The organism is Thermophagus sp. OGC60D27, from assembly GCF_052400625.1.
Classification (GTDB): domain Bacteria; phylum Bacteroidota; class Bacteroidia; order Bacteroidales; family Marinilabiliaceae; genus Thermophagus.
The window spans coordinates 23,691-49,830 of the sequence record NZ_JBQTGH010000011.1 but is presented as its reverse complement, the minus strand read 5'-3'; the positions used below and the strand labels follow the sequence as shown (position 1 = coordinate 49,830).

Below are 26,140 nucleotides of genomic sequence, written 5' to 3'. Positions count from 1 at the left end.
TTGTTGAAAGCTCATTTTTTGTACTTTTAGCAATATTTTTGTTAAAAATCTTTTAGAGCAGTGATAAAGAGCGCATTATTAAGTTTATTGATTTGTTTTGGACTTTCAAATCTTGTTTTTTCTCAATTAACCTATAGATATGAAATGGGAGTTGGCATAAGTCCTTATTCGGATTATTTTATTGCAAAAACGACAAACGGAAGTATTGGATATACTCTATTTAACGAGTTAACTGTTTTCGCGGGTATTAATATGTTTTCCCAGAGCAACACCCTTATTTCTTTTGAAGACGACGACGAATACGAATGCTGTGAGGAGCATGAAACAGAATCGCTCACGTCTTTCCTCCTTCAGGCCGGAATGAACAAATCTCTGACTCTAAAAACCTTTAACAAAAACCAAGACGACAAAGAAAATTATCGAATAGGAATATTTCCGGAAATAAATGGCTACTTCAATCCTCATTTAAATCGCAGGTACTATAATCGCCAGGGAGTAAAATATAAAGCACCCTATTCGACCCAGTTTGCCTACGGATTGGGGGGAGGCATCTTATATGGTTCCGGGAATATGTACATGGCACTTAAATATGAGTGTAATACCATTGACAATTTGGAAGCTTTAAACAAGGTGGTTCCCGATCTGGAGAAAAACATTAAATACAATCATGTAGTAAGCGTAATATTTGTATTTAGATAGTTTTTTAAGTTATAAAATGGCCCCCCTATAAGGTAAACAGACCATTGGCCTGTTTTTGTTGGAAATCCACCACAACAATGTGAAGAAAATCCACCACAACGATTAAGACCGCCCTGCCAGGACCAATAACGGGAGAATATCATCCCCGCGATAAAAAGAAAAGCCCGGATGATGGCCATTGACTATCCGGGCTTTAATTCACTGTGGGTCGGGAACTTATTTCATAATACTACAGTTATCCGGGCGATTCCACAACTCTTGACGGTGAAACGCTCACATCTGCTTTGTAGGTTGAACAATTATCTCTATCGATCATAGAAACAATCTCCAGCCGAAAAAAAGGCCGGTGGTGGTTTTCTTTTATTTCTCTCTTTCGAATGGCCAGGCCACCACCCCGCCTTCCAGAATCTTCACATTCTTATATCCATGATGATTCAGAAGCACTGCCGCTTCATAACCACGAAGCGAAATCTTACAAAACGCAATAATCTCTTTGTTTTTATCCTTTGGTAACTCATTCAATCTTTCTCTCAGCTTACCTATGGGAATCAATGTTTCACCGATGCCCAGTCGCATCTGTTCATATTCATCGGCCCCACGGGCATCCAGAATAAACATGTCGTCACCTCGCTCCACTTTTTCTTTTAGTTCAACAGAAGAGATCCCATTAAAAATACCTTTCAATTTATTTTCCATGATATGTGCGGTGGCGATGCTGTGATCTATCGCCAACGAGAAGGGCGGTGCATAGGGCAAATCGGCATTCACCATATCGTCGACGGTCAGGTTACCTTTAATGGCGGTCGCCCAGATGGCCAATTGTTTGCTCACATCGCCGGGTCCCAGACACTGGGCACCCAGAATCCTTCTACTCTTTTTATCCACCACCAGTTTGGTGATCAACAGTTTGCCATTCATAAATCCCGGCTTATCGGGACTGGCATTCAGCACTCTTTCATAATCGAAGCCTGCCTCTTTGGCCTTTTGTTCCGAAAGACCGGTGATGCCCACACCATAATCAAAAATCTTACATATACCGGTTTGAATGGTTCCGGGAAATTGGGCCACATTTCCGGCAATGACATTTTCGCCGGCCACGCGTCCTTGCAAGTTAGCCAAATCACCGTAGGGTGCCAGCACTTTTTTGCCCGTAATAATATTGGTTACTTCGCAACAATCGCCTGCCGCATAGATGTCCGGATCACTGGTTTGCATATATTCATTGGTGGTGATTCCACCCAACTGTCCGATTTCCAGTCCGGCCTCTTTGGCCAGCTTCACGTTGGGCCGTACGCCGATAGCCACCACTGCCAGCTGACAAGGAATCTCCGTTCCGTTCTGCAGTTTAACGGCAGTTAATTTTCCGTTCTCCCCGATAAACTCGGCCACCCCGTTTTGGGTGATGACATTGGCTTTGGTTTTAAGATAATTTTCCACCAGCTTGGCCATCTTCCAGTCCAGGAAAGTCAACAGCTGGGGAAGCAGCTCTACCAGTGTCAACTCAATACCGGCCAGATTCAAGGCTTCCAGCGTCTCAATACCGATGAGTCCGCCACCAATCACCACGGCTTTTTTTATTTTACCATCATCTCTGATCTTCCTCAGAAAATCGGCATCCTGCATCGATTGCAGAGTCGTAATGCCTTCCAGGTCGTTTCCCGGAACGGGTGGCATATTGGGAGTAGACCCGGTTGCCATTATCAACTTATCATATTGCTGGGTGCCTTTTTCTCCGGTTGCCAAATTGGTATATTCTACCATCTTATTTTTCCGATCGATACGAGTCACCTCCGTGTTCACTTTGGCTACAATACCCTTCGCATTCCAGAAAAATTTAGGGTCGCGTACAACGCCTGTCGGCGTACACAGCAATTTGTTCCGGTCGTCAAAAAATCCCCCTACATAATAGGGATAGCCACAAGAAGCCATGGATAGCTCGGGGGCTTTCTGAAACATGGTAATATCTGCAAATTCGTCCATCCGACGAGCTTTGGCGGCCGACTTAGGGCCGGCGGCCGAACCGCCAATCACGATAATTCGTTTGTTTGACATAGTTGGTTTTCTTTAGTTTTAAAGTTTAGAGTTTTTGACAAAAAAATTCTTTATCGGCTCTGCTTTTAAGCTAAAAATATCTTCCTGCGACAGGCAAAACTCACCCTTCGCCCATCAATTCCTTTAACTGCTTCCAGACCCTTTTTACTTCCATTGCATTCAGGCTTTCCGGGGCATATTCCACGACACTCATTTTATCCACCATTGATTCAATGATATTTTCATCAAAATTCCATCGGCCCAGGAGTGGAATCCCCTTGTCAACCATAAACTTTTCAATGGATTTTGAAACTTCAGGGTTGATATCATACTTATTGATAAAACCATAAACAGGCACATGAAAAGATTTGGTGAGTTCCACCAGCCGCCGGGCGTCATGCAAGCCCGACAAGGTTGGTTCAACCACCAACAGAACCGCGTCAACGCCGGAAACGGAAGAGATCGCAGGACAGCCAATTCCCGGAGGTCCATCGTTGATGATAAAAGCTGCGTCGGTTTCCTCAGCAATTTCTCGGGCCTTTTGTCGGACCGTGGCCACCAGTTTTCCCGAATTATCCTCCCCGGCACCCATCTTCGCATGCACAAATGGACCAAACCGACTATTGGAGACAAACCAAAAATTATTGTCGTTTTTAACGGAATGGATGGCTCCTGAAGGACAAACTCTCTCACACAACCGGCACCCTTCACACTGAAACGCGTTGATATAAAATCCACCACCCGCCCTGGCGTGTATGGCATCAAACCGGCAATAGGACCAGCAAATCCCGCAGTTGGTACATTTTTCCACATCAATGACAGCGACCTGCCCCCCCTCAAATCGGTGGGTCTCCTTGATATCGGGATTAAAAATCAGGTGAAGATCTGCCGCATCCACATCATCGTCACAAAACACAGCATTTTCTGCTACCGTGGCAAGCGCTGCGGCAACACTGGTTTTTCCGGCTCCGCCCTTACCACTTAAAATAGTTAATTCCTTCATATTGCTGAAAACGCCTTTCTAATGATTTAACAATGCCTGAATAACAACACCCCCAACGATCATCCACATTTTGAAGCAGCTTTCCTTCGGCATATCTGCCGGCATAATCCTTGTCGAAGGGAATCTCTCCCAACAAATCAACTTCCTGTTCCCGCAGAAAAGAATATATTTCACTATTCCCCAGCCCGGCTTTATTGACTACCACCCCAAAAGGTTTCTCAATCTCCACCAACAGTTCCACCATGAGCATAAGGTCATTCAACCCAAATGGTGTGGGTTCGGTTACCAATATCACATAGTCCACATCTGCAACGGTTTCAACCACCGGACAACTGGTGCCGGGAGGAGCATCAAAAAGAATGATTTCTTCGGAATTCTCGCTGCCCGTCCGATTACCGGAAACATACTTCTTAAGTTCTTTAATCATCAGGGTTTGCATGGCAGAACCCACTTTTAAGGCGCCTTCCACCACGCCTTTGCCGATCCCGGTATCTATGGTTGTTATCGTCCCTAAGGGATGAGGCTTTTCCATAATGGTACCTTCGCGGCAGGCCGCAGAACAAGCCCCGCACGAATGACACAAAGAGGCATTAATCTCGGCAAAGCGAGCCGGTGGTATGACCACGATGGCGTTAAATTCGCAGTAGTCGGCACACCGACGGCAATAGACACATTTTTCCAGATCTATTTCAGGAATTGATTGGGACACCTCAAGGTCAGAAACAATTTTATGTTGTGGGAAAAAAATACGATCATTGGGTTCCTCCACATCGCAATCTACCAACAACACTTCATCCGTCAAATATCTGGAAATAAAATACTGAAGATTAACAGAAACGGTGGTTTTGCCGGTTCCTCCTTTACCACTGGCCACAGCAATTTTGAAAGGCATAAAAATGATTCTTTACATGATGAAAAAATCCATTGAAAATTCGTGATCCGGTTGAAAAAATAGTGCTAAGGAATATGGCTTTGCAATCTTTTTCCTTTTCCTTGACCGCATCCTTCTTTTCGTTTCTTACCCATCCCTTTCCCCAGTTTCCCGGTAGATGCATCTTTGTTGTCTTTGGAACACCGTCCTAATTTTCGTCCGGTTCGAGGCCCTTCGCCTTCGGGACCGGTATGGTCCATTTTTGGCATAATACTATCCTTTAATGCGATTAATTAAATCGATAACTTTCAGATCTTCATTAATTATTACCATCTGTACGCCGAATTTCTCCAGAAGCTTTTTCGCTTTGGGTCCGAAGTCGCCGGAAATGACTTTTTCTACGCCCAGTTCAACCACCTTTTCGGCAGTCTTGGTGCCGGCTCCGCTCTGCCCTTCGGCATTCTCATTTTTAAGAAATGATGTTTCCCCGGTCTCTTCATCCAACACGCAAAACCAGGCTGCCCGGCCAAAACGTTTATCAAAGAGGCCCTCTGAATTTTCTGTAGTAGAGGTTATTAATGTCTTCATCCGTATAAAATAAATTTATGTAATTAGTTTAAAGCTTATTATGTCCAACGCTCACCCCTTTATCCCCTTAAAGGAAAAAACCATCCTTCCCGCCAAACAGGAAATTGATCCATGCTCCTTCTGACGCTGTCTTTTTTATTCATGTTCTTGTTGTGCAACACTTAGTTGGTCATGCTCGCTTCATAGGCTCCAACAAATACCCCGAAGCTATTTGATTGTCTCAACGTTAAAGGATTTGCAAACCGGGCAATTTCGATCATCGACCGTTTTGGGGATCGTAAAGCGTGCATTACAACTACGACAGACCAGCCAGCTTTTGTCCAGCAGCGCATGACCATAAACAGCTTTTATCTCTTTCACCTCCACCAAGGCCTCCGCCATCTTCCGCCGTGCCCGCTCGTATATCCTGGCGAAGGTGGCACGAGAGACACCCATCACTTTTGAAGCCTCCTGATGGGTCATCAAATCATAATCGGCCAGCTTTAAAGCCTCATACTCTTCATAGAGCAGCTCCACACACTTTGCCTTATCTTGCTGATGCCCATAAGGCTTATAACCTTTAAAACCGGGCGGCTTAACTACTTTTCTTAATGTTTTGGGTCGTGCCATAATGAACTATCGTTCACACAAAGATAATGAGAATATTCTCAAAACAAAATTTTCTTTGTGAATAGTAGACAGTGGATAATTGAATGTAAGTAGCTTCAAGGCTTATGAAGGAAAAATGAAACGGTTACCAATCCCAAATTCCACCTGAAAGGTTGAACGTTTTAGGGTCGAACATCCTTTGAACGATACTTCTTACTCCAAGATCCGGGGGTGGAACCGAACTCGTTTTTAAAGCTTTTGCGAAAATGAGCCACACTCTGGAAGCCCACATATTCTGCCACCTCACTCACAGGTACCTCTTCATATTTTATCAGCCTGGCCGCTTTATGAAGGCGAATCTTCCGCAGATAATCGGCCGCGGTCATACCCGTCAAGTTTTTAAATTTTCGGTAAAATGAAGAACGACTCATAAAAAGTTCTTTGCTAAGAACTTCAACATTAAATGCAGAATCGGAATACTTTTCTTCAATCATAACATTAACTGAATTTAAAAAATCCTTATCCTGATCTGAAAGAGCCGGATCTACGGTCAGTAAATTATCGTCTGTCTCCAGATGCCGCCGAATCTTTTGTCGGTTTTCCAGCAGCGATTTTACGCGAGCCAGGAATATTCTGGTATTAAATGGTTTTTCTATATAATCATCAACGCCCAACTGGAACCCTTCAATCTGCACCTCCTCATCGATACGGGCCGTCAACAAGACAATGGGGATATGCGAAGTACGAGCATCGCTCTTCACTATTTTACAAAATTCGATACCATCCATCACCGGCATCATGATATCGGAAATAATAAGATCGGGAGGAAAATCCGACACCATTTTCAGGGCCTGTTTCCCATTCCCGGCGATCCTCACCTCAAACCATTTTTCGAGCAACTCTTTTAATAGCCCCGACAATTCAGGATTGTCTTCTGCAACAAGGATCTTTTGCCCGGAGAAACGCGAAAAATCATCGGTAATATCCTCCAATATTAAGTTCTCCTTCCAAAGCGCATCAGCCAAATTGGAATTCCCGAAATCTCCCGCCGCATAATGGTCTCGCCCACTTAAAAAATATAATCTAAACCGAGTGCCGGACCCTTTGGAACTTTTAATTGCCACCTTCCCCTTTTGTAGTTCGGTAAGACCTTTCACGATGGTCAGCCCGATGCCGTGTCCGGAGGTATGTTTTTCCACATTCTCAGAGCGATAAAAACGATCAAATATATTTTTCACTTCCTCTTCCGACATTCCGGGCCCCTGATCTTCCACCTCTATGTAGAACCAATTCTCTTTTTCACCGACACTCACCAATACCGGACTCCCTTCAGAAGAATATTTGATGGCATTGGACAGCAGGTTACCAACAATATTTTCCATTTTATCCACATCTAGCCAGACCTCCAACTTCTCCCTGGACGAGAAAAACCGGATTTCAATATTCTTTTGGTTGGCCAGAGGCTGAAAATTCTGAATTACCTCCTGAATGAACGATATCACATCGAATTTGGAAACGGACAATTTAAGTTTTCCCTGATCCAGTTTTCGCAAGTCAATCAGTTGATTAATCATATTCAACAAACGACGGGCATTGTTCCGGATGATGCGCACCGCTCGGGCTTTATTCCGGTCAAGGTGATCGAGATGCGCCAGAATAAGGGTCAGAGGGGTTCGAAAATCATGAGAAATATTGGTAAAAAACCGCAGTTTGGACTGATCGGCCTCATGAAGCTTTTGGGACATCTCAAGAATCTGTTGATTGCGCTCTCTTAGTTCTTTAGTCTGTTCCTCCACTCGAGTTTTCAGCAGCAGGTTTCTTTTTCTGACCTGCCTCAGCCGGATTTGATAGCCTCCCAAAATCAGTCCCAACAACAAAAGCATCAATCCTCCTTTAAACCAGGAGGTCCGCCAAAACGGTGGCACAATAACAATTTTTAATTGAGCGGTAGCACCAAATGAGTGAGGCGTAGCACCCGCCTGAAGCTCAAAGTGGTATTCCCCCGGTGGCACCACGGTATATGAAGCCTGTCGGTTGCCGGGGGATAAATAAACCCACTCTTCCTGAAGCCCCGACAGTCGGTATCGACATATATTATGATTCGGATAATCAAAAGGATAAGCACCCACCAATATGGAAAATGAATTTTCGTCATGCTTCAGTCTTATCTCATCTCCGGATTCCAAAGGTTGCTTTATCAGTACTCGTTTCCCTACCGTATCGCCGGGAAACACCTCCCGGTTAAACAAATGGAAGCCCTCAAAGCAAGCCTTTATCCGGGAATGAGGGGCGACGATGCTGTCGGGATGAAAACTCACCACTCCCGTATAGCCGCCATAAAAAATAAATCCCGCCTCGTCGGCACAATAGGCATCATCCATAAAGAAGTCATTGCCCAGATAAACGGTAAATTGTCCTGTCTCGGGATCAAACCGCGTAATCCCTCTGTTGGTGCTCATCCAAAGATGATCTTTGGAATCGCTCATCAAACTGTAAACAATATTATTAGATAATCCATCCTTTTCGAAGTACTTCCTAAGGATGGTATCGCCCGATATACTGAACAGATTAAGACCTGCATTGGTCCCGATCCAAAGACTGTCACCACGAGCCAAAAGACAATAAACTTTGTTGTCGGACAATCCATGGGTAGACGTTCGAATGGCTTTAACCGGTGTATCCCGGCCTTCATATTTAATCAGCCCGTTTTCATTTTTGGCGATCCACAAATGGCCATTGTTATCCTTTACGATATCGCGCACATTACCCCAATGATTCCCGTCATCGACATTCAATTCAATGACAGACAATTCACCCGTTTCAAGAGAAACCAACCCTATTTTTTGAGTGGACGTCAACGTCAAAGTACCGGGTTCAAGTTCCTTCACCGAATAACAATAATAGGGCCAGTCCCAAGCATATTGACACCCCGCCGTTTCTATTCGTCTGCGCGATTCATTGTAGATAAACAATCCCTTGGATTCACCAATCCATATATTTCCGGAAGAGTCTTCATAAATGGATCGAACATTGGTAATCGCTTTTTTTTCTCCGTTGGATGTGTAATAATGATCGATGTATGTTTGCTCGCCTCCCGGACCAATGATGCCGATCCCGTTCCTGTCAAAGCCCAGCCATATTTCTCCATTTTTACGTTTACATATGGCCCGGACAGGATCGGTATCGGGACTCGTCAACAGAGGGCGGTTCCAGTTGTAATGCAGGAACTGATTTTTCCGATAGTTGAAATGATTCAATCCGTTTTTCTGGGTCCCAATCCACAAGTTGCCAAGCTTGTCAAACTGAAGATGGGTAACATGATACCCCTTGAAGGAGAAATCATTTTCCGGGTCATACCGGAAGCGATCTGCGTTATACCTTTTCCCCTCTTTTCGGATGCGTACCAGCAAATTATCATCCCCCAGCCAGAACGTACCCTTATGAACGGCAAAGCTGTTGAGCATAGAAGCAGACAGGCCCGAAAGACCCAACGCCTCAAAGGCAACCACCGGGGTGCGCGATGTAAAGTCCGACAACAGCAACTCAATGCCCCGGTCAGAAACCACATACCAGGAACTACCGTCCCGTGCTAAATGATAACAGGGGAAATTACTTATTCGGGAACTTTCCAGATCGATGGTTCCACCTGTCATTATGGGCTTTAGATATTCAATTCCAAAACGGCCATAGAGGAATGCGCTGTCTCCTTTGGTTATCATCCCGCGGATGAGCCCCCCGGCACCATATTTCAGACATTCATTTCGTTCTAAATGAAGCAATCCGGCATTAGCGCCATCACTGAACCATAGCAACGAATCGTTCTGTTGAATCAGATTCTGAAAAGGAAAAACACCGGCGGCTATAAAAAGCGTATCCGGATATTGTCTAAAGCTTTTCACATCGGCCTGATAACGATTCAAGACGCCTTCCCGGGTGGTAATCCAGATGTCTCCGTTTAAACCGCTCCCCATCGAAATAATATGGTTGCCCGAAATACCTTCCGACTCACCCGAAATGGGTTTAAAGATTTCAAACGCATAGCCGTTGTATTTATTCAACCCGTCAAGCGTCCCCACCCAGATATTTCCTTTGTCATCAATGACCAGTCCGTTAATGTTATTTTGTGATAACCCACCGGAGATATCAAAATGGTCAAAACGGACCGACTGACCATAAAGCCCGGAAAAAACAAGAAACACACATACAACTACAAAACAGCGAATTAAATTCATCACACCTTATCAGATTCACTTCATTGAGACAAAAACATCCTTAAACGACACAAAAACATCCCTCGTTCAAAATTAACAAACATTAATTTGCTTTAAAATCAAAAAACACTGATTATGCGAAAAAATAATTTTTTATTTCTCCTGGTATTAGCATTTGCCTCCTGCTTCTCGGCAAATGGACAAAATAATCACAAAGAGCTTTTCAACGGTAAAAACCTCAAAGGCTGGAAGGTTCTCAACGGCAAAGCCCCCTATGAAGTGATCGACGGTATGATCATCGGAACTTCAGTCACCAATTCCCCCAACTCATTTCTGGCCACCAAAAAGGAATTCACCAATTTTATATTGGAATATGACATGAAAATGGATGAAGGATTAAACTCCGGAGTTCAGATCAGAAGCCATAGCTACAAAGATTACCATAACGGGCGCGTCCACGGGTTACAGGTAGAATGTGAAGACACCAAGCGCGGATGGGCCGGTGGCATTTATGACGAGGCCCGGAAAGGGTGGCGATATCCGCTGGATTATAATACCGCAGCCAAATCGGCCTTTAAAAAAGGTGAGTGGAACCACTTCAAAGTAATTGCCTATAACAATCACATAATGACGTGGGTGAACGACATTCCTACCGCCAATCTGGTTGAGGAGAAGAGCGAAACCGGTTTTATCGCCCTTCAAGTGCATGATATCGGCAATAATAAATCTTTGGAAGGCAAAAAGATCCGATGGAAAAATATTACCATCAAAGAAATTGATGCCGAAGATTTTGAACCCTACAAAGACATGGAAGCCCCGCAGGTTAGTTATCAGAACAACCAACTTACCGACCGGGAAAAAGCCGACGGATGGAAGCTATTGTGGGACGGAACAACTACCGACGGATGGCGTGGGGCCAAACTGGATCATTTCCCCAGGCAAGGATGGACCATCAACAATGGCATTCTTAAAGTTTTGGAGTCGGATGGTGGTGAATCCAGCAACGGTGGAGACATTGTCACCATCAAAAAATACAGGAATTTCATTCTGGAAGTAGACTTCCGACTCACCAAGGGAGCTAACAGCGGCATCAAATATTTTGTGGATACCGACCTCAATCAGGGCGCCGGTTCTTCTATCGGATGTGAATTTCAAATCCTCGACGACAAATATCATCCCGATGCTAAAAAAGGTGTCAGCGGAAACCGTACGCTGGGATCCCTCTATGATTTAATCACCGCCAATGGACTGGAATTCAACCCCTACCTGCCAACCCAAAAATATGTAAATGGATACGATCACTGGAACCGGGCGAGAATCGTCGTTAATGGCAAAAAAGTGGCCCACTATCTCAACGGCATTAAGGTGGTCGAATACGAACGTAACACCCAAATGTGGCGGGCATTAGTAGCTTACAGCAAGTATAAAAAATGGCCCCACTTTGGCGAAGCGGAAGAGGGACATATCCTCCTGCAGGATCATGGCAATGAAGTAGCGTTCCGCAATATTAAAATCAAAGAATTATAAGTTAAATCAACAATCTGAAATCAATCATGAAAAACAATATTAATTCGCGACGGGAATTCATCAAAAAAACCGCCTTTGGAGCTGCGGGAGTGACGCTGGCAGGAATGGGTATGACTGCCAAAAGTTATGCTTCCATTCCCGGTGCCAACGATCGACTGAACATCGCCATTGTTGGTCTGGGACGTCGGCTGGGGGCCTACCTACCCCCCATCGCCATGCCCCAAAGCAATGTTCGCCTGTTGTATTTATGCGATGTCATGGAAAAACAACGGGTCAATGCGGGGAAAACTTTCTCAAAAGCGCTGGATTATGCTCCCAAACAGGAAGAAAACTTCTTCAAAGTACTGGACGATCCCAACGTGGATGCCGTTTTGCTGGCCACCCCCGACCACTGGCATGCGCCCGGCACTTGGCTGGCCAACGAAGCCGGAAAACATGTCTATGTGGAAAAGCCGTGTAGCCATAATCCCTATGAGGGAGAATTACTGGTAAAATCGCGTGATCGCTACGGCAAGATAATACAGATGGGGAACCAGCAACGTTCCTCGGCCGAAACCATTGAAATCATCCGCGAAATCCATAACGGAATCATTGGCACGCCATATATGGCCAAAGCCTTCTACTCCAACAACAGAGGCCGTGTGATCAACCCGGTCAAAGCACCGGTTCCCACAGGCCTCAATTGGGATTTATGGCAAGGACCCGCTCCCAGAAAATCTTACGAGCACAACACGTGGGATTATAACTGGCACTGGTACGGATGGGATTACGGCACGGCCGAAACCGGAAATAACGCCATCCATGAACTGGACGTTGCCCGATGGGCCCTGCAGGTTAAATTTCCCGAAGAGGTCATCGTCGATGCCGGCAAATACCATTGGATCGATGACGGCTGGACCATGTACGACACCATGGATGCCACCCTTCGATTCCCCGGTAATAAGATCATTAAATGGGATGGAAAAAGCCGGAACGGACATAATACTTACGGTGGTGGTAGAGGAACCATCATTTACGGCACCGAAGGAACGGTTTGGGTCGATCGGGGTGGGTATAAACTTTATGACCGTAATGGTCACCTCATCCGCGAGAAACAATCCGGAACCAGTGAAGGCGGAACCCAACTGGGAGGTGGTGGTGACATGTCAACACAACATGTCCGAAATTTCTTTGAAGCCATCAGGGGAAAAGAGGAACAACGCTCCCCCATCGACGAGGGCGCCATCAGCACCTTGTTGGGACACCTGGCCAACATCGGTTCACGTACCGGAGAAATCCTCCAATGCGATCCTGCCAACGGACACATCCTAAACAGCTACAAAGCCATGTCATTATGGGAAAGAGAGTATGAAAAAGGATGGGAACCTAAATTGTGATCCACCATTTCATGCCAACGCATTCCTGATGAACACCTCTTTGGATATTATCTTCCATGGGGTGGATCAGGAATGCGCTGAATTGGCTGCCACAACAATCATCAGGGAAATTAAAACGCTTCAAGAACTTCTTGACCGACACGCCCCCAATGCAGAAACGTTTCGGATAAATCGTGAGGCCCACCAAGGCATGACTTCAGTTAATCCTTTGCTGGCTGAATACATTCTTCGAGGTTGTAGCTATTATCGACTGACCAATGGTTATTTTAATATTTTCGGAGGAACATTTTATTCATCTCTAAAAAGCAATCATCCGATTGCGCATTCCTCGTTCTCTTCCATTGGTGATCCGGAAGAATTGGTAGAAGTAAACCGCGAAGATTGTCGGATTCGCTTTCTGCAAAGAGCGGTGTCTCTTGATTTTGGTGGCGTCGGGAAAGGATGGGCTTTGGATTTGGCGGCAATCATCCTGAAAGAAATGGAAATAACCAATGCCTTTATCAGCTTTGGCGGCAGTTCCATTCTTACCCGGGGCAGCCATCCCCACGGCACCTTCTGGCCCTTTTCCTTGAAAGCCTCACAACGGAAGGATGAAGTCTGGAAGCTCAATGATGACGCTGTATCTGTAAGCTCTACCCGTGCCGGCAACCAACAACAACCCCATATATGGGACAACCGAAAAAATGAGCCGGTACAAGAGGCCCTTCTCTGCTGTGTTCAGTCACCTACCGCTGCCGATGCAGAAGTGCTGTCCACGGCCCTGATCGTTGCACCGGAAGAGCAACACCGCGAAATAACCGATCATTTTAAAATAAAGAAATACAGGGTTTTAAAGGTCACTAATTGAATAAATCATTACGAATGACAAACCAATACCATACACGAAGAGATTTTTTAAAAAAAATGGCACGCACCGGGTCTGTTGCCACCTTGGCAGCCTCCCCTTGGCTGAATGCCTTTTCGGAGAATATTGCCATTGGAAAGAACCCTTCCGACAGAGTCCGTCTGGCAGTGATCGGAACGGGAAGCAGAGGCAAACAGTTGCTTCGACATCTGTTCCGCATAGCAAAAACCACCAACATGGAGATTTGCGCTCTTTGCGATGTCTACCAACCTCACCTCGACATGGCGATAAATATGTGCAATAAAAACCACCTTAAAGTCAAATCGTATCTTAATTATGAGGATCTGATTTCCAAGGAAAAGCCCGACGGCGTAATTATTACGACACCTTTGCACCAACATGCACACCTCACCATCGATTGTTTAAAGGCAGGCATTCACGTATTTTGCGAAAAAGCAATGGCCCGCACCTTGGAGGAAACCAAAGCCATGTACGATGCGCACCGAGAAACCGGTAGAATATTACAGGTGGGCCATCAGCGGGTTTTCAATCCCGTTTATCTGGAAGGAATGAAACGCATTCACAACGGTGAACTGGGACAAATCGGACAAATTCGCGCCTATTGGCATCGCAACAACGACTGGCGACGAAAAGTACCCGATGATACCGAAAAGATGGAACGATTCATCAACTGGCGGTTGTATAAAAAATATTCGGCCGGACTACTCACCGAATTGATGTCACACCAGATTCAGGTAGCCAACTGGGCATTGCAAAAAACGCCCGTATCGGTGACCGGAACCGGAAGTATTGTTTTCTGGAAAGACGGTAGAGAAGTTGAGGATAATATCGCCTTGATCTATTCCTACGATAACGGCGTGCAATTCATCTACGACTCGATGATCAGCAACAAAAAATACGGGCTGGAAGAACAAGTTTTGGGACACAAAGGAACCATTGAATTCGAAACCAACCGCTATTATTCTGAGACCCCACCGCCGGCACCCGGAATCCTTCAACTACTTAACGACATAGAATCCGGCTTCTTTGAAAAAGTCAATATTGGCGGGGCAAGCTGGATCCCCGAAACGGCAGTAAAATATCAGGGTGAACCAATCGTCGAGGAGACAGACTTCTATGACTCGGCACTTCAACTGGAAGGATTTATCCAATATATAAGGAAAGGGCAAGCCCCGGAAAAACTAATCCTTGAGGGTTACAATGCCAGTATCTGGACCCTTCTGGGCGAAATAGCCATTGATACAGGAGAAAAAGTAACATTGCCCGAAGAATATAAAGTATGAAACACCTTGAAATACAAGTTTTCCCATCCTCTGCAAACCTAATATTTTAATATTAGACAATTTAAAGACCAATGAAATGAGCATAGCGATGTTTGCCCCAAAAAGAGATGTATATAATACAGACAAGCCATGCGAGGTTCATTGGTCCAATGTTTTAGATAAATTACATACGCATGAAGAACATTATAATAACCTCTCAACAACTAAAAAGAGAATTGGTCATCTGGCTTCTTTGCCTGGTTGCCGCTGTCGGGCTAAACGTTTATGCTATCCTCATTTATTCCACCAGCTGGCATGAACTTTATACCAAAGCAGGATATGTCATCGTTCTGAGTTTTTTCATCTACGGAGTTTTATGGCTCTTGAGGGGCCTTCTCCTGTTGATCCGTTATCTGGTTCGGAAAAGATCGAAAAGCTGAAAAAAAGATGAACGGAAAATGGATGTCAAGCAGCTCTGTGATCCCTGGTGCCTTCTTTGTGACGCACTGTATGAAATTTTGTTTCACGCCATCTCACCGGGGCGTCACAGAGTTCCTGCAAGCAAGAAACAATCTTTAAAGGCCCCCGCCCTTTGACTTCATCAGCATGTTTCATGGACCCCACAAACTGGCAAATTGAAAATGAAATTCTCTTCTTGTCGTGAATGGTCCTTCTTTTAACACCCCCTAGCGGGAATCTGATTTTAAACCATTTTCATCTTTCAGGTATGCCATATGGCTGATAATGAGCCGAAGCTCATCCCACGAGATCTTCTCTCCAAAATGTTTCTTGATCTCACTTAAACTTTCAACCTTATTCTTTTCCAGCCACTCGACGACCGGCTTCACCTTTTCGGAAGGTACAAATTGAAAAACATTCACCTCCCCATTGCGCACATAATGGCAAAAATGGTTGTAAACGGTACCGACCGTCAGATGACGTTCTGCCGCGATCTCTTCAATACTTTTCCCCTTTTTAAACAGTTGAAATGTAATTTCTCTGGTATTGGGTTTGGGCTTTTTTGGGGGTTCTATTTCTTCGGAATCGGTTTCAACCAGTGTTAGTTTTTTCTCTTTACAATACGCCTGAATGATCTCAAGAACTTTAGGGCCATATTTTTCCAATTTTGCTTTTCCAAGTCCGGGAATGGTTTTCAATTCTCTCAGCGAAGCAGGTAGCCGGTCCGCAATATGCTTCATGGATTTAACCTGAAGAATTATATATACCGGAACATTTGCTTTTTCAGCCATATCATCCCTCCAGCTCTTCAAGCGGGCATATAATTCCGGATGGGCCACCGACACATTCACCGCTTTGCCCCCACCCATGGTTTTTACCTTTGAAGAAGTCTCGTCCAACATGGCTTTAGCTCTCACTTCCAGATATTTCCGCACCGTAAACCCGTCCCGACAGGAGAGAAACACCTCACCTTTTACCTGCAGTTCACTACCCAGCCGATCCAACGCTTGCTTCAGCATCTTCCGAAAATCTTTGTTATCGGTCTCGATGCTAAAGCTTCCATAAGGTTCCAACAGACCCGACTTCATTTGGTCATAAAACCACGTGCAGGCTTTTTTTAACCGTTCCTGTAACACTACGTTGTTGGTTACATCTTCGTTTTCTTGCATCAGTTGTTTTAGCTGAAGGATAAACTTTTCAGCTACCGGCTTCAGCGTATCCTCAACCAACCTTTTCATTTCCCCCAATGTAGAATTAAGATCCTCTCCCAGGGCTCCTTTGTTTTCATTTATCAGCCGCATCAGATAGCCCAATTGCCGGCTCAAAATGTCAAAGTCAAACATTCCGGTCAAAACGGTCAGCCCAAATTCGTATTTGGAACGCGTCAGCGTCGCATCATCCACAGGGTTTTCTTCCACTTGTCGAACAAACGCCATCACTTCGGTATCGGTTTTCAGCGCCGATACATCCAGTGGTTTTGTCAACACCAATCCTTCAAGCGATTTACAACGGCTCAAAGCCACGTACACCTGACCATGAGCAAAGGCTGCATTGGCATCAATTATGGCCTTTTCGAAAGTGAGCCCCTGACTTTTGTGAATGGTGATGGCCCATGCCGTTTTCAGCGGATACTGAATAAAGGCCCCCTCCACATTCTCCTGAATTTCTTTGGTCTCGTCATCAATAATGTATTTAACATTATCCCACCGATCGGGTTTCACCTCAATGGGTTGGGGATGATCATCGCATGTCACCAGTATGGCATCATCCGAAAAACCGGTTACTTCCCCGATTTTTCCGTTGTAATAAAGCTTTTCTCCCGACGAATCATTTTTAATAAACATCACCTGAGCACCAACCTTAAGCAACAACTCCGGATCGGTAGGGTAATTGCTCTCCGGAAAATTCCCTTCCACCCGGGCCACAAATTTTCTGGCTTTTCCGGGCAGTTTATCCAGCCGCGAATCATTGATCTTTCGCGCCTGATAATTATGAGTCGTCAGGGTAATATACCCTTGTTCGGGATTTTTCAACACCTGGGGCCGATAACAGGCATTCAGCAGGTCTAGTCCTTCCTGATTCAGCCGGTTATCCCGAATCATATTGAGCACTTCAATAAATTTTTCATCCTGCTGCCGATAAACATATTTCAGTTCTATCGTCACATAACCGGTCTGTTGCAAAGCCCTGCTACCAAAGAAAAATGACGAATCATAATGGTTTTTCAACAACGCCCATTCTTCCGGTTTCACCACCGGTGCGAGTTGTTGAAGGTCGCCGATCATCAACAGTTGAATTCCTCCGAAGGGCTTACTGCTCTTACGGTAACGCCTTAACACCTCATCGATACCGTCCAGCAGATCCGCTCTCACCATACTAATTTCGTCGATAACCAGAAGATCCAAAGTCCGGATGATGTCAATTTTTTGACGGCTGAACCGAAAAGTCGATCGTCCTTCCTTTCCCGACCGGTTGGTAGAGCCCGGCAGCAATGGACCTAATGGAAGCTGAAAAAAAGAGTGAATCGTTACTCCCCCGGCATTAATGGCCGCCACACCGGTAGGAGCAACCACCACCATCCGTTTGGGCAACTCTTTTTTCAATCGACGCAGGAAGGTTGTCTTTCCCGTTCCCGCTTTTCCGGTCAGAAAAACATTACGTTGAGTGAATTCTACAAATTCTCTGGCAATTTTTAGCTCCGGATTGATCCGGTCATTCATAGCACCTTTATTTTTTATTATTGCGACCTTCAAAATTATAGGTTACCACGCGATTTTTCAATTTATTACCCGAAAAACAACGGTTTATCCGAACATTCTCCTTTAACCCCCTCATTGTGTGAAACCAAAAAATCTGTTTATTTTTGCACACCTTAATTCCACCAATCATCCTCATATCCAACAAATTTTATTAAATTGACTATCCATTTACATACTAACCATGAAAAAACTGACATCTCTCATTCTTGCAGGCCTGGGGTTTATGACAGGCTGTAACGATAAGTCCCAGTCATTTATTCGACCTGTTTTCAGTCCCGAAAAAGTTGAGGTAAAAAGCGGAATCCTGACGCCAGAAATATTATGGTCGTTCGGCAGAATCGGCAATGTCAAAGTTTCGCCCGACCATAAAAAAATCCTTTACACCGTTTCCTGGCCCGACATTGAAAAAAACTCATTCCACACAAACCTATTCATTTCCAACCTGGACGGCTCGGAAAAACAACAAGTTGTCCCCCAATTCCAAAAACCAAGCTTATTATCGCTAAGCCTCACTTGGGGAAATAAAAAAAAGGTATCGATCGAAACAGACGACAAACCTGATTTCTCCATATCTGATGTATCCTGGCACCCCGATGGGAAAAAGATCACCTTTATCAGTAATAAATACGGCACCTACCAGCTCTTCGAAATGCTTCCCGACGGGAAAGATGTTATTCAAATCACCGACCTCCCGGATGGAATCAAAGGATACAAGTACGCGCCCAACCTGAAACATCTGCTGGTGCTGAAAGAGGTAAAGCTGGACGAAACACCTGCCGAAAAATACCCCGACCTGCCCAAAGTGAATGCGCGCATTGAAGATGATTTGATGTACCGACACTGGGATCACTGGCACGACTATAAATACAGCCACATCTTTGTGGCACCCTATCAACAGGATCATTTGATTACCGAAGCCACAGATATCATGGAGGGGGAACCCTTCGACACCCCTCTGAAACCCTTTGGAGGCATGGAACAAATCTCATGGACCCCCGACGGACAAAAAATTGCCTACACATGCAAAAAACTCAAGGGAAAAGAGTATGCTGTTTCAACCAATTCCGACATATATCTTTACGACCTGAAGACCCAAGCCACCCAGAATCTAACCGAAGGAATGCCCGGGTATGACAAAAATCCTGTCTTTTCACCCGACGGTCTTAGGATGGCCTGGGAAAGCATGCCGCGCGACGGCTACGAAGCCGACAAAAACCGGCTGATGATCAAAGATCTGGAATCGGGAAAAGTGATTGATTACACCGCCAACCTCGATCAAGACATTCACAGTCCCGTATGGAATCTAATGGGCGACGCCCTCTTTTTCATTAGTAACCGACACGCCACCGAAGATATTTACCGAATCAATTTACCGGGCGGGGACATTCATAAAATCACAGCCGGGGAACATAACTACACCTCCGTTATTCCTGCCGGAGGACAACTGATTGCCACCCGAATGAGTATGAGCAGTCCCACAGAAATTTATGCCGTTAATTCCATCGACGGATCGGCCATCAACATCTCCATGGTTAATCAGCCTATTTTGAATAAGCTCACCATGGGAAAAGTGGAAAAACGATGGATCACCACCACCGACAATAAAAAAATGCTCACCTGGGTTATTTATCCGCCCAATTTTGACCCCGGCAAAAAATATCCCACTCTATTATACTGCCAGGGCGGCCCCCAAAGCAGTGTGAGCCAGTTTTGGAGTTTCAGATGGAACTTCCAGATGATGGCGGCCAACGATTATATTATAGTAGCTCCCAATCGACGAGGACTACCCGGATTCGGACGTGAATGGACCGAACAGATCAGTGGCGATTATGGCGGACAAAACATGCTGGATTATTTAAGCGCTATCGATTCCATGGCCGAAGAGCCCTTTGTGGACCAAAATAAATTAGGGGCCGTAGGTGCCAGCTATGGAGGTTACTCCGTCTACTGGCTGGCCGGCAACCATAACAAACGGTTTAAAGCTTTCATCTCTCATTGCGGGGTATTTAATCAGGATATGATGTACACCACCACCGAAGAGATGTTCTTCGTTAACTGGGATTTGAAAAAGCCTTACTGGGAAATGCCGGACAAGAGATACGATTTTTCACCTCACCTCTTTGTCGATAAATGGGACACCCCCATACTGGTTATTCATGGCGGCAAAGACTTTAGGATTCCCTACACACAGGGCATGGCCGCCTTTAATGCGGCACAGTTAAGGGGGATTCCCTCACGCTTTTTATTCTTCCCCGAAGAAAGCCACTGGGTGCTTTCGCCTCAGAATGGAATCTTGTGGCAGCGCGAATTTTTCGACTGGCTCGATCACTGGCTTAAGGAGTAAAAACAAAAACGCATAAATCATCTATAATCAATGGCACGGGGAACAAAGGATTTACCAAAAAATCCGGTTCCCCGCCCTTTTACGATTCCATAACCCTCTCTGTCTGCAAGCGACGACGACGGCCTACCACAACCATTAATACAATAGATATACCTTTTAGCAGAAAACCGGTCATCATCATCCAAAAACCGGGCCCTTCATCAGGTAGGACATTCTTCAGATATCCTCCGGCACCAACCATGCCGATACCCACAAACAGCAGGGCCAGATAACGGCCGGCAGCCAGCGTGCCATTCAGCAAGCCGATCACCAAATAAATGACCTTAAGCGTTATTCCGGGAATCAGAATAAAATAATACCATTCCACCCCAAACACACGCAATCCTAAAGAAAAAAGCACCAACCCTAATCCTATAAACAACAGATATTTTATTCTCATAGCATTCAATATTATTTAACAATACCTCTTCAATGATTCCGGCGCAAACCGATCTGATTATTTGAAACCAACAAAAGGCAGGCGGCTATTGTTCGAGCCAACGCCGATATTCAGAATCTACAAAACGCCCAAAAATAACCAATCAAATCAAATGGTTTGATTATCTTTAATTCCTAAATCAAAAAAGTCAAGCAGTTATAATTACTCAACCGGCACTTCGGTTTGGTCAATATTTTTTTGGGGCCGCAGGTGCAAGGTTAAAGAATATTTCTCTGACAAAAAACTTAACTCATTCTCATGAAGCGCAAAACAGTATTAATAACGGGAGCTTCTTCCGGTATAGGAAAAGAAACAGTCAGCTATTTTGCCCATAAGGGGTGGAAAGTTGCCGCCACCATGAGAGATACATCCAGAGCCGGCCAACTAAAAGATCTTCCGGGGGTGGCCATCTATCGCCTCGATGTCACCCAGCCTCACATCGTTGATGAGACCATTCAAAAAGCATGGGATGATCTGGACGGCATAGCGGTGGTGATCAACAATGCGGGTTACGGCACCCTGGGAACCTTTGAAGGGGCCAATGACGATCAGATTATTCGACAAATCGACACCAATTTTTTGGGAACCTTGCGAGTGATAAAAGCCCTTCTTCCGCTGATGCGCGAAAGAAGAGAAGGGACCATTATCAACCTCTCCTCCATGGCCGGAAGGATGGGGCTGCCCCTCTATTCCCTCTATAACGCCAGCAAATATGCCATCGAAGGGTTTACCGAAAGTCTCTACTTCGAGGTTCGTCCTTTTAATATTAAAGTGCGACTCATCGAACCGGGCCCCGTATGTACCGAATTTTATGGAAGATCCAAAGAAGATATTATGCCTCCTGACCATGAAAAGTACATTGCCATTTCGCAAAAGGTTGCCCATTTCTACAACATCACCTTCAAATATGCCTCCGCCCCTAAAGTAGTGGCCAAAACCATCTTTAAAGCAGCCGTTTCAAAACGAAGAAAATTAAGATATAAACCGGGCTTTCAGGTGCATGTCTATTTGTTTATTTATCGTTTGCTACCCCTTTCCTGGTTTCAAAAAATTATTCGCGTAATAACCAACATTTAATGTTTTGTTTAAAGCAGCTTAAAAAAACAATCGGCGCATCTGTCGGTTACTTTTAATCTGTTTAATTCACAAAACACCTCATCAATCGTAAAAATGGAAAAAAGTCAGTTCATCGTGTTCTTTACAATAGTAATATCGGTTCAAATTCTTGTTAATTTTTACCTGACTCTGCGAGGCTACCAGGCCCTGGAAGCCTTTCCCCGGGTGCGGCCCTGGTTTATTGCGTTTATGATTGTCGCCACCTTTTCCTACCTGGTTGGCCGCACATTAGAAAAAAGCATGTACAATCCTTTGGTGGTCTCACTTCACTGGCTGGGTGCTTTTTGGTTTGCCGTGATGCTTTACGCCACATTGCAACTGCTTCTGATCGACCTGACACGCATCATCGACCTGGTCCTCCCCTTTATCCGCAAACTTTCAGGCGAAAATTATCCCTTGTTTAAATTCAGAACGGGTCTGATCGTCGCTTCCATCACCTTTTTGGTGGTGATGGCAGGACATCTCAATGCCTGGTATCCCAAAACGGTTCACCTCAGTCTGGATATCCCTAAAAAAGTGGAAGGCATGGACAGCCTGCGCATTGTAGCCGTCAGCGACATCCATCTGGGCACCATCATTGGTCCGCGAAAAACAGGCAAACTGGTTCGTACGGTCAATGCGTTGAATCCTGACATCATCCTGTTGGCCGGCGATGTGCTCGACGAAGACGTAGGCCCCGTCATTCGCCAAAATCTTGGTGACTCACTCAGTCAACTTAGCGCCCCGATGGGGATCTACGCCTGCACCGGCAATCATGAATACATCGGTGGCGGAGAACCATCCATCCAATACCTCGAACAACACAACATCCGGGTATTACGCGACACGAATGTCTTCATCAATGATGCTTTTTACCTCATTGGCAGAGAAGATCGAAGTGCCCCTTCCAGAACAGGAAAAAAGAGAAAAACCATCGAAGAGTTGCTTCCAACTGTAGATACCACCAAACCCGTTATTCTGCTGGATCACCAGCCCTATCATTTAGACAAAGTGGCCAATACCGGTGTGGACCTTCAGATATCGGGGCATACCCACCACGGTCAACTGTGGCCTTTTGGCTATATCACCAACCGAATATATGAGGTGAGCCGGGGATATAAGCAAAAAGGGTCCACCCACTTTTATGTGAGTACGGGTTTTGGCACCTGGGGACCGCCGGTACGTACGGGCAATCGTCCAGAGGTGGTGGTGTTGACCTTGAAATTTAACGCGGGCAAATAATCAAAATTCCAGGATTATCCCAATGGTGGGCAACACCGTCCCGGAAGAGGTGGCCAGCTCTTTCAGCTCATATCGTTGTTCCGCTTCGGGAGCCTCCGGATTTTGAATCACCGGATTTCCGTTTTCGTCGGTAACTTGTATCAGCTTAGGGGCTTCCACGTTCTTTTTGTTGTAGGCATTTTGAATGTCGAGGTAGACCCCCAGTGAAAAGTTTCGGAAAATCCATGTTTTATCCACGCGAAGATCCAACTGATGAAAAGGATCTAACCGATTTTGGTTAAAACGACTGTAATCGAGGTATTCACGTCCCTGCACATCCCAGGCAGCCACCAACTCCGACCGCTCTTTGTCGTAGGGCGTATAGGGTAATCCTCCTGCCAGACGCCATTTCAGGCCGAAGTCCCAGTGCCGGGAAAAGGATTTGTTAAAAGTAAGGGTCAGCAAATGTCCGGCGTCCCACGAGGAGGGCACATAATTCCCGTTAATGTCGGTAAACTGGCTGTTCACCCAGGTATAGGCCAGAATGTAGCTATACCCTTTGGCCGATTTCTGACGTACCAGGAATTCCACGCCATAGGTGCGTCCGTCGGCAGAGCTGGTCACCTCCTCATCGCCCAGCACGCCATAGTCGGCACCTTTACTGGCCAACGCCACCGAATCGGTAACCGAAAACGGATAGTTGCGATACCTTTTCCAAAAGCCTTCCACACTCAAACGGGTCGAATTATTGGGGCGCCACTCCATCCCTCCCACCAAGTGATCGGAATGAATGTAGGACAGCCCATTCTCTTTATTGACCATCTCTCCCGCATTATTTCGAAAACCCATGGTTGTGTAAGGTGGCAACTGAAAATATCTTCCTGCATTGAAATTTAAACTTAGCTCGGGGATAATCCGGTACGACAAAGTGATCCGCGGACTCAGCTGATCCATCAAATTATTCATTTCATCGCTGTAGGTATTGGCATCCATCCGCAGTCCCAGCCGCACATCGAGGCGTTCGTCGGCAAAGGTACTGTAAACCGACCCGAAAACACCGTAACTGAAAAAATCCATGTCGGTGCGGTAGTTGATCTCCATGGGTAGCTCATCTCTAAAAACCCGCGTATAGGTTCGGTTGTAATAAGAAATGCCCTCCATCGACAGTCCGGCCCGAAGCGTCACGCGCCCCGGATTGCTGTACAACTCCATCCGCAACCGGTTTTGGATCTCATCGCTCACGTAATCATTCAGCAGTTTATCGGGGTTATCCTCTTCATTATCCTGATATTTATTGATCCGATTATTGAGATGGCTGCGACTTAAGGCCACCTCAACATAGTTTTGGTCCATAAAATGCTTAAAGGATGCTCCCACCGTATAGTTCCATTGTTCAAAGGCCGGAAGATATTCCAGGATGTATTGGTTTTCTTCGGTAGGATCGGGTGATGGGTTATATTTAAACCGGTCTATTGCCCCGACCCCCAGCAGGACTAACTCATTCTTTGAATCAAAGCGGGTTTTGGTGCGGTACTGGAAATCGGTAAACGACGGCAAAAAGGGTAGCCCCAATTGATCAAACAAAAACTGCAGATATGAACGACGAACGGAAAACAAACCACCCGTTTTCTTGCCCAGTGGCGTGTTGGTCGACAATGACAACTCTGAAGCGCCCAGCGTAGCCTTAAAGCCAGGCTTATCCTTATTGGCATCAATTTGTTTAAACTCAAAGACCGAACTCATGGCATTGCCTCGATCGGCAGGAAAAGCGCTGGAATAAAAATCCACCTCCCGAATAAAATCCACATTCAGGATCCCCACCGATCCACCCGAGGCGCCCTGTGTGGAAAAGTGATTCAACACGGGTATTTCTATCCCATCGAGAAAGAAGCGATTCTCTGATGGCCCGCCACCCCGAACAATCAGATCATTACGAAACGACGCATTGGCGCCCACACCGGGAAAGCTCTGAAGCACCTTGGCCAGGTCGCGGGATGCACCGGCACTCTTTTCAATCTGTTCGATGCCTATTCTTCGCAACGATACGGGCGTTTCGCCCTTACGCACAAAAGCACCGGCACTTACCTGCACCTCCTCCAGCTGTGTACTTTTTTGCACCATCGAAATCTCCACATAATTGGAGCGGATGGCAGAAATATTGATCTCTTCCGACAGCAACCGTTCGTAACCGATTGACGACAGTTGCAAACGAATGAAACCGGGCTCCAAACCTTCAAAAACAAACGCTCCGGCCTCATTGGTGGTGGTGCCTATGGTGGTACCTTCAATGATGATATTGACAAACGGCAGCGGCTCATTGGTATAGGCATCTTTTACCAGTCCGCGAAGAACCGATGTCTGGCCCATCACCATCCAACCCTGAACGGCAAATAACAATAATATTACTATTCTCTTATAACTCATGAAATAAATATACAGAAAATAAATTAGTTTTTAGAAGACTTCAGGCTGTGCTCAGAAGAAAGATACTAAATAGCGCGATATCATTGAATATAAATAGGGACTTATACTTTCAACCTCTGATACTGACGACTAAACCTCCGGCTTCTGATACTTACTCTAAAATTTTCAGATCCTATTTGGGTCGTCAATTTTCGACCTAAAAAATTTTAGATTCGATTTCAGCCGCTGGTTTTCGACCTAAAAAATTTTAGATTCAATTTTAGCCGCTGATTTTCGACCTGAAAAATTTTAGATTCAATTTCAGCCGCTGATTTTCGACCTGAAAAATTTTAGATTCAA

19 protein-coding genes are annotated in these 26,140 nt (G+C 45.4%); 9 read left to right on the top strand and 10 right to left on the bottom strand.

From position 1 onward, the window contains the following. Nucleotides 1-144 precede the first annotated feature (144 nt). Nucleotides 145-699: a hypothetical protein gene (locus ACT29H_RS13670; protein ID WP_444822203.1), complete on the top strand. Its 555-nt coding sequence runs from the start codon at nucleotides 145-147 to the stop codon at nucleotides 697-699. A gap of 360 nt (nucleotides 700-1,059) precedes the next feature. Here ACT29H_RS13670 and ACT29H_RS13665 read toward each other — a convergent pair whose 3' ends face one another. From ACT29H_RS13665 to ACT29H_RS13635, 7 genes are all read right to left on the bottom strand, one after another. Further along, nucleotides 1,060-2,751 (bottom strand): FAD-dependent oxidoreductase, encoded by a 1,692-nt coding sequence (locus ACT29H_RS13665; protein WP_444822202.1) that lies wholly within the window; start codon nucleotides 2,749-2,751, stop codon nucleotides 1,060-1,062. 100 nt (nucleotides 2,752-2,851) lie between these two features. Then, nucleotides 2,852-3,733 carry an ATP-binding protein gene (locus tag ACT29H_RS13660; protein WP_444822201.1) on the bottom strand — a complete coding sequence of 294 codons (882 nt, stop codon included), beginning with the start codon at nucleotides 3,731-3,733 and terminating at the stop codon, nucleotides 2,852-2,854. After that, entirely contained in the window at nucleotides 3,705-4,625 is a 921-nt protein-coding gene (locus ACT29H_RS13655) for a nucleotide-binding protein (protein ID WP_444822200.1), read from the bottom strand. Before ACT29H_RS13655 ends, ACT29H_RS13660 begins: the two co-directional genes overlap by 29 nt. Nucleotides 4,626-4,690: 65 nt before the next feature. Further along, on the bottom strand, nucleotides 4,691-4,873 hold the full coding sequence (locus ACT29H_RS13650) for a DUF5320 domain-containing protein (protein WP_444822199.1): 183 nt from the start codon (nucleotides 4,871-4,873) through the stop codon (nucleotides 4,691-4,693). Between the two features lie 4 nt (nucleotides 4,874-4,877). Beyond that, complete coding sequence (locus ACT29H_RS13645; protein WP_444822198.1) at nucleotides 4,878-5,192, bottom strand: NifB/NifX family molybdenum-iron cluster-binding protein; 315 nt, start codon at nucleotides 5,190-5,192, stop codon at nucleotides 4,878-4,880. Between the two features lie 207 nt (nucleotides 5,193-5,399). Then, entirely contained in the window at nucleotides 5,400-5,801 is a 402-nt protein-coding gene (locus ACT29H_RS13640) for a DUF134 domain-containing protein (RefSeq protein WP_444822197.1), read from the bottom strand. A 161-nt stretch (nucleotides 5,802-5,962) separates the two neighbouring features. Beyond that, nucleotides 5,963-10,012 (bottom strand): ATP-binding protein, encoded by a 4,050-nt coding sequence (locus ACT29H_RS13635; RefSeq protein WP_444822303.1) that lies wholly within the window; start codon nucleotides 10,010-10,012, stop codon nucleotides 5,963-5,965. A 114-nt stretch (nucleotides 10,013-10,126) separates the two neighbouring features. On the opposite strand from ACT29H_RS13635, the gene ACT29H_RS13630 reads away from it, so the two are divergent. The 5 genes from ACT29H_RS13630 to ACT29H_RS13610 all read left to right on the top strand — a co-directional run bounded on the left by ACT29H_RS13630 (nucleotide 10,127) and on the right by ACT29H_RS13610 (nucleotide 15,461). Continuing rightward, nucleotides 10,127-11,518 carry a 3-keto-disaccharide hydrolase gene (locus tag ACT29H_RS13630; RefSeq protein WP_444822196.1) on the top strand — a complete coding sequence of 464 codons (1,392 nt, stop codon included), beginning with the start codon at nucleotides 10,127-10,129 and terminating at the stop codon, nucleotides 11,516-11,518. A 26-nt stretch (nucleotides 11,519-11,544) separates the two neighbouring features. After that, nucleotides 11,545-12,894, top strand: coding sequence for a Gfo/Idh/MocA family protein (locus ACT29H_RS13625; protein ID WP_444822195.1), 1,350 nt, complete (start codon nucleotides 11,545-11,547; stop codon nucleotides 12,892-12,894). A 28-nt stretch (nucleotides 12,895-12,922) separates the two neighbouring features. Beyond that, entirely contained in the window at nucleotides 12,923-13,741 is an 819-nt protein-coding gene (locus ACT29H_RS13620; RefSeq protein WP_444822194.1) for an FAD:protein FMN transferase, read from the top strand. A 14-nt stretch (nucleotides 13,742-13,755) separates the two neighbouring features. Beyond that, the gene (locus ACT29H_RS13615) at nucleotides 13,756-15,042 is read left to right on the top strand and encodes a Gfo/Idh/MocA family protein (RefSeq protein WP_444822193.1); all 1,287 of its coding nucleotides are present in this window, start codon (nucleotides 13,756-13,758) and stop codon (nucleotides 15,040-15,042) included. Between the two features lie 173 nt (nucleotides 15,043-15,215). Next, nucleotides 15,216-15,461 carry a hypothetical protein gene (locus ACT29H_RS13610; RefSeq protein ID WP_444822192.1) on the top strand — a complete coding sequence of 82 codons (246 nt, stop codon included), beginning with the start codon at nucleotides 15,216-15,218 and terminating at the stop codon, nucleotides 15,459-15,461. Between the two features lie 246 nt (nucleotides 15,462-15,707). Here the strand turns inward: ACT29H_RS13610 and ACT29H_RS13605 are convergent, their stop codons facing one another. Then, a complete protein-coding gene (locus ACT29H_RS13605; RefSeq protein WP_444822191.1) occupies nucleotides 15,708-18,200 on the bottom strand; it encodes a helix-turn-helix domain-containing protein in 2,493 nt (830 codons plus the stop codon). A 220-nt stretch (nucleotides 18,201-18,420) separates the two neighbouring features. On the opposite strand from ACT29H_RS13605, the gene ACT29H_RS13600 reads away from it, so the two are divergent. Next, nucleotides 18,421-20,583, top strand: a complete 2,163-nt coding sequence (locus tag ACT29H_RS13600; protein ID WP_444822190.1) for a S9 family peptidase — start codon at nucleotides 18,421-18,423, stop codon at nucleotides 20,581-20,583. 79 nt (nucleotides 20,584-20,662) lie between these two features. Here the strand turns inward: ACT29H_RS13600 and ACT29H_RS13595 are convergent, their stop codons facing one another. After that, on the bottom strand, nucleotides 20,663-21,022 hold the full coding sequence (locus ACT29H_RS13595) for a hypothetical protein (protein WP_444822189.1): 360 nt from the start codon (nucleotides 21,020-21,022) through the stop codon (nucleotides 20,663-20,665). Nucleotides 21,023-21,319: 297 nt separating this feature from the next. Here ACT29H_RS13595 and ACT29H_RS13590 point away from each other — a divergent pair, with 297 nt between their 5' ends. Together ACT29H_RS13590 and ACT29H_RS13585 are read left to right on the top strand one after the other, a co-directional pair. Beyond that, the gene (locus ACT29H_RS13590) at nucleotides 21,320-22,138 is read left to right on the top strand and encodes an SDR family oxidoreductase (protein ID WP_444822188.1); all 819 of its coding nucleotides are present in this window, start codon (nucleotides 21,320-21,322) and stop codon (nucleotides 22,136-22,138) included. A gap of 93 nt (nucleotides 22,139-22,231) precedes the next feature. Further along, nucleotides 22,232-23,398 (top strand): metallophosphoesterase, encoded by a 1,167-nt coding sequence (locus ACT29H_RS13585; protein ID WP_444822187.1) that lies wholly within the window; start codon nucleotides 22,232-22,234, stop codon nucleotides 23,396-23,398. Here the strand turns inward: ACT29H_RS13585 and ACT29H_RS13580 are convergent, their stop codons facing one another. Next, nucleotides 23,399-25,801, bottom strand: coding sequence for a TonB-dependent receptor (locus tag ACT29H_RS13580; protein ID WP_444822186.1), 2,403 nt, complete (start codon nucleotides 25,799-25,801; stop codon nucleotides 23,399-23,401). Nucleotides 25,802-26,140: the final 339 nt, after the last annotated feature.

Excerpts from the sequence above, each read along its gene's own strand:
- ACT29H_RS13600 (WP_444822190.1), top strand. The coding sequence starts at position 18,421 with ATGAAAAAACTGACATCTCTCATTCTTGCAGGCCTGGGGTTTATGACA.
- ACT29H_RS13635 (WP_444822303.1), bottom strand. The coding sequence starts at position 10,012 with ATGAATTTAATTCGCTGTTTTGTAGTTGTATGTGTGTTTCTTGTTTTT.
- ACT29H_RS13585 (WP_444822187.1), top strand. The coding sequence starts at position 22,232 with ATGGAAAAAAGTCAGTTCATCGTGTTCTTTACAATAGTAATATCGGTT.
- ACT29H_RS13590 (WP_444822188.1), top strand. The coding sequence starts at position 21,320 with ATGAAGCGCAAAACAGTATTAATAACGGGAGCTTCTTCCGGTATAGGA.
- ACT29H_RS13645 (WP_444822198.1), bottom strand. The coding sequence starts at position 5,192 with ATGAAGACATTAATAACCTCTACTACAGAAAATTCAGAGGGCCTCTTT.
- ACT29H_RS13620 (WP_444822194.1), top strand. The coding sequence starts at position 12,923 with ATGAACACCTCTTTGGATATTATCTTCCATGGGGTGGATCAGGAATGC.
- ACT29H_RS13650 (WP_444822199.1), bottom strand. The coding sequence starts at position 4,873 with ATGCCAAAAATGGACCATACCGGTCCCGAAGGCGAAGGGCCTCGAACC.
- ACT29H_RS13660 (WP_444822201.1), bottom strand. The coding sequence starts at position 3,733 with ATGAAGGAATTAACTATTTTAAGTGGTAAGGGCGGAGCCGGAAAAACC.
- ACT29H_RS13610 (WP_444822192.1), top strand. The coding sequence starts at position 15,216 with ATGAAGAACATTATAATAACCTCTCAACAACTAAAAAGAGAATTGGTC.
- ACT29H_RS13615 (WP_444822193.1), top strand. The coding sequence starts at position 13,756 with ATGACAAACCAATACCATACACGAAGAGATTTTTTAAAAAAAATGGCA.
- ACT29H_RS13630 (WP_444822196.1), top strand. The coding sequence starts at position 10,127 with ATGCGAAAAAATAATTTTTTATTTCTCCTGGTATTAGCATTTGCCTCC.
- ACT29H_RS13670 (WP_444822203.1), top strand. The coding sequence starts at position 145 with ATGGGAGTTGGCATAAGTCCTTATTCGGATTATTTTATTGCAAAAACG.
- ACT29H_RS13605 (WP_444822191.1), bottom strand. The coding sequence starts at position 18,200 with ATGAATGACCGGATCAATCCGGAGCTAAAAATTGCCAGAGAATTTGTA.
- ACT29H_RS13655 (WP_444822200.1), bottom strand. The coding sequence starts at position 4,625 with ATGCCTTTCAAAATTGCTGTGGCCAGTGGTAAAGGAGGAACCGGCAAA.
- ACT29H_RS13580 (WP_444822186.1), bottom strand. The coding sequence starts at position 25,801 with ATGAGTTATAAGAGAATAGTAATATTATTGTTATTTGCCGTTCAGGGT.
- ACT29H_RS13640 (WP_444822197.1), bottom strand. The coding sequence starts at position 5,801 with ATGGCACGACCCAAAACATTAAGAAAAGTAGTTAAGCCGCCCGGTTTT.
- ACT29H_RS13665 (WP_444822202.1), bottom strand. The coding sequence starts at position 2,751 with ATGTCAAACAAACGAATTATCGTGATTGGCGGTTCGGCCGCCGGCCCT.
- ACT29H_RS13625 (WP_444822195.1), top strand. The coding sequence starts at position 11,545 with ATGAAAAACAATATTAATTCGCGACGGGAATTCATCAAAAAAACCGCC.
- ACT29H_RS13595 (WP_444822189.1), bottom strand. The coding sequence starts at position 21,022 with ATGAGAATAAAATATCTGTTGTTTATAGGATTAGGGTTGGTGCTTTTT.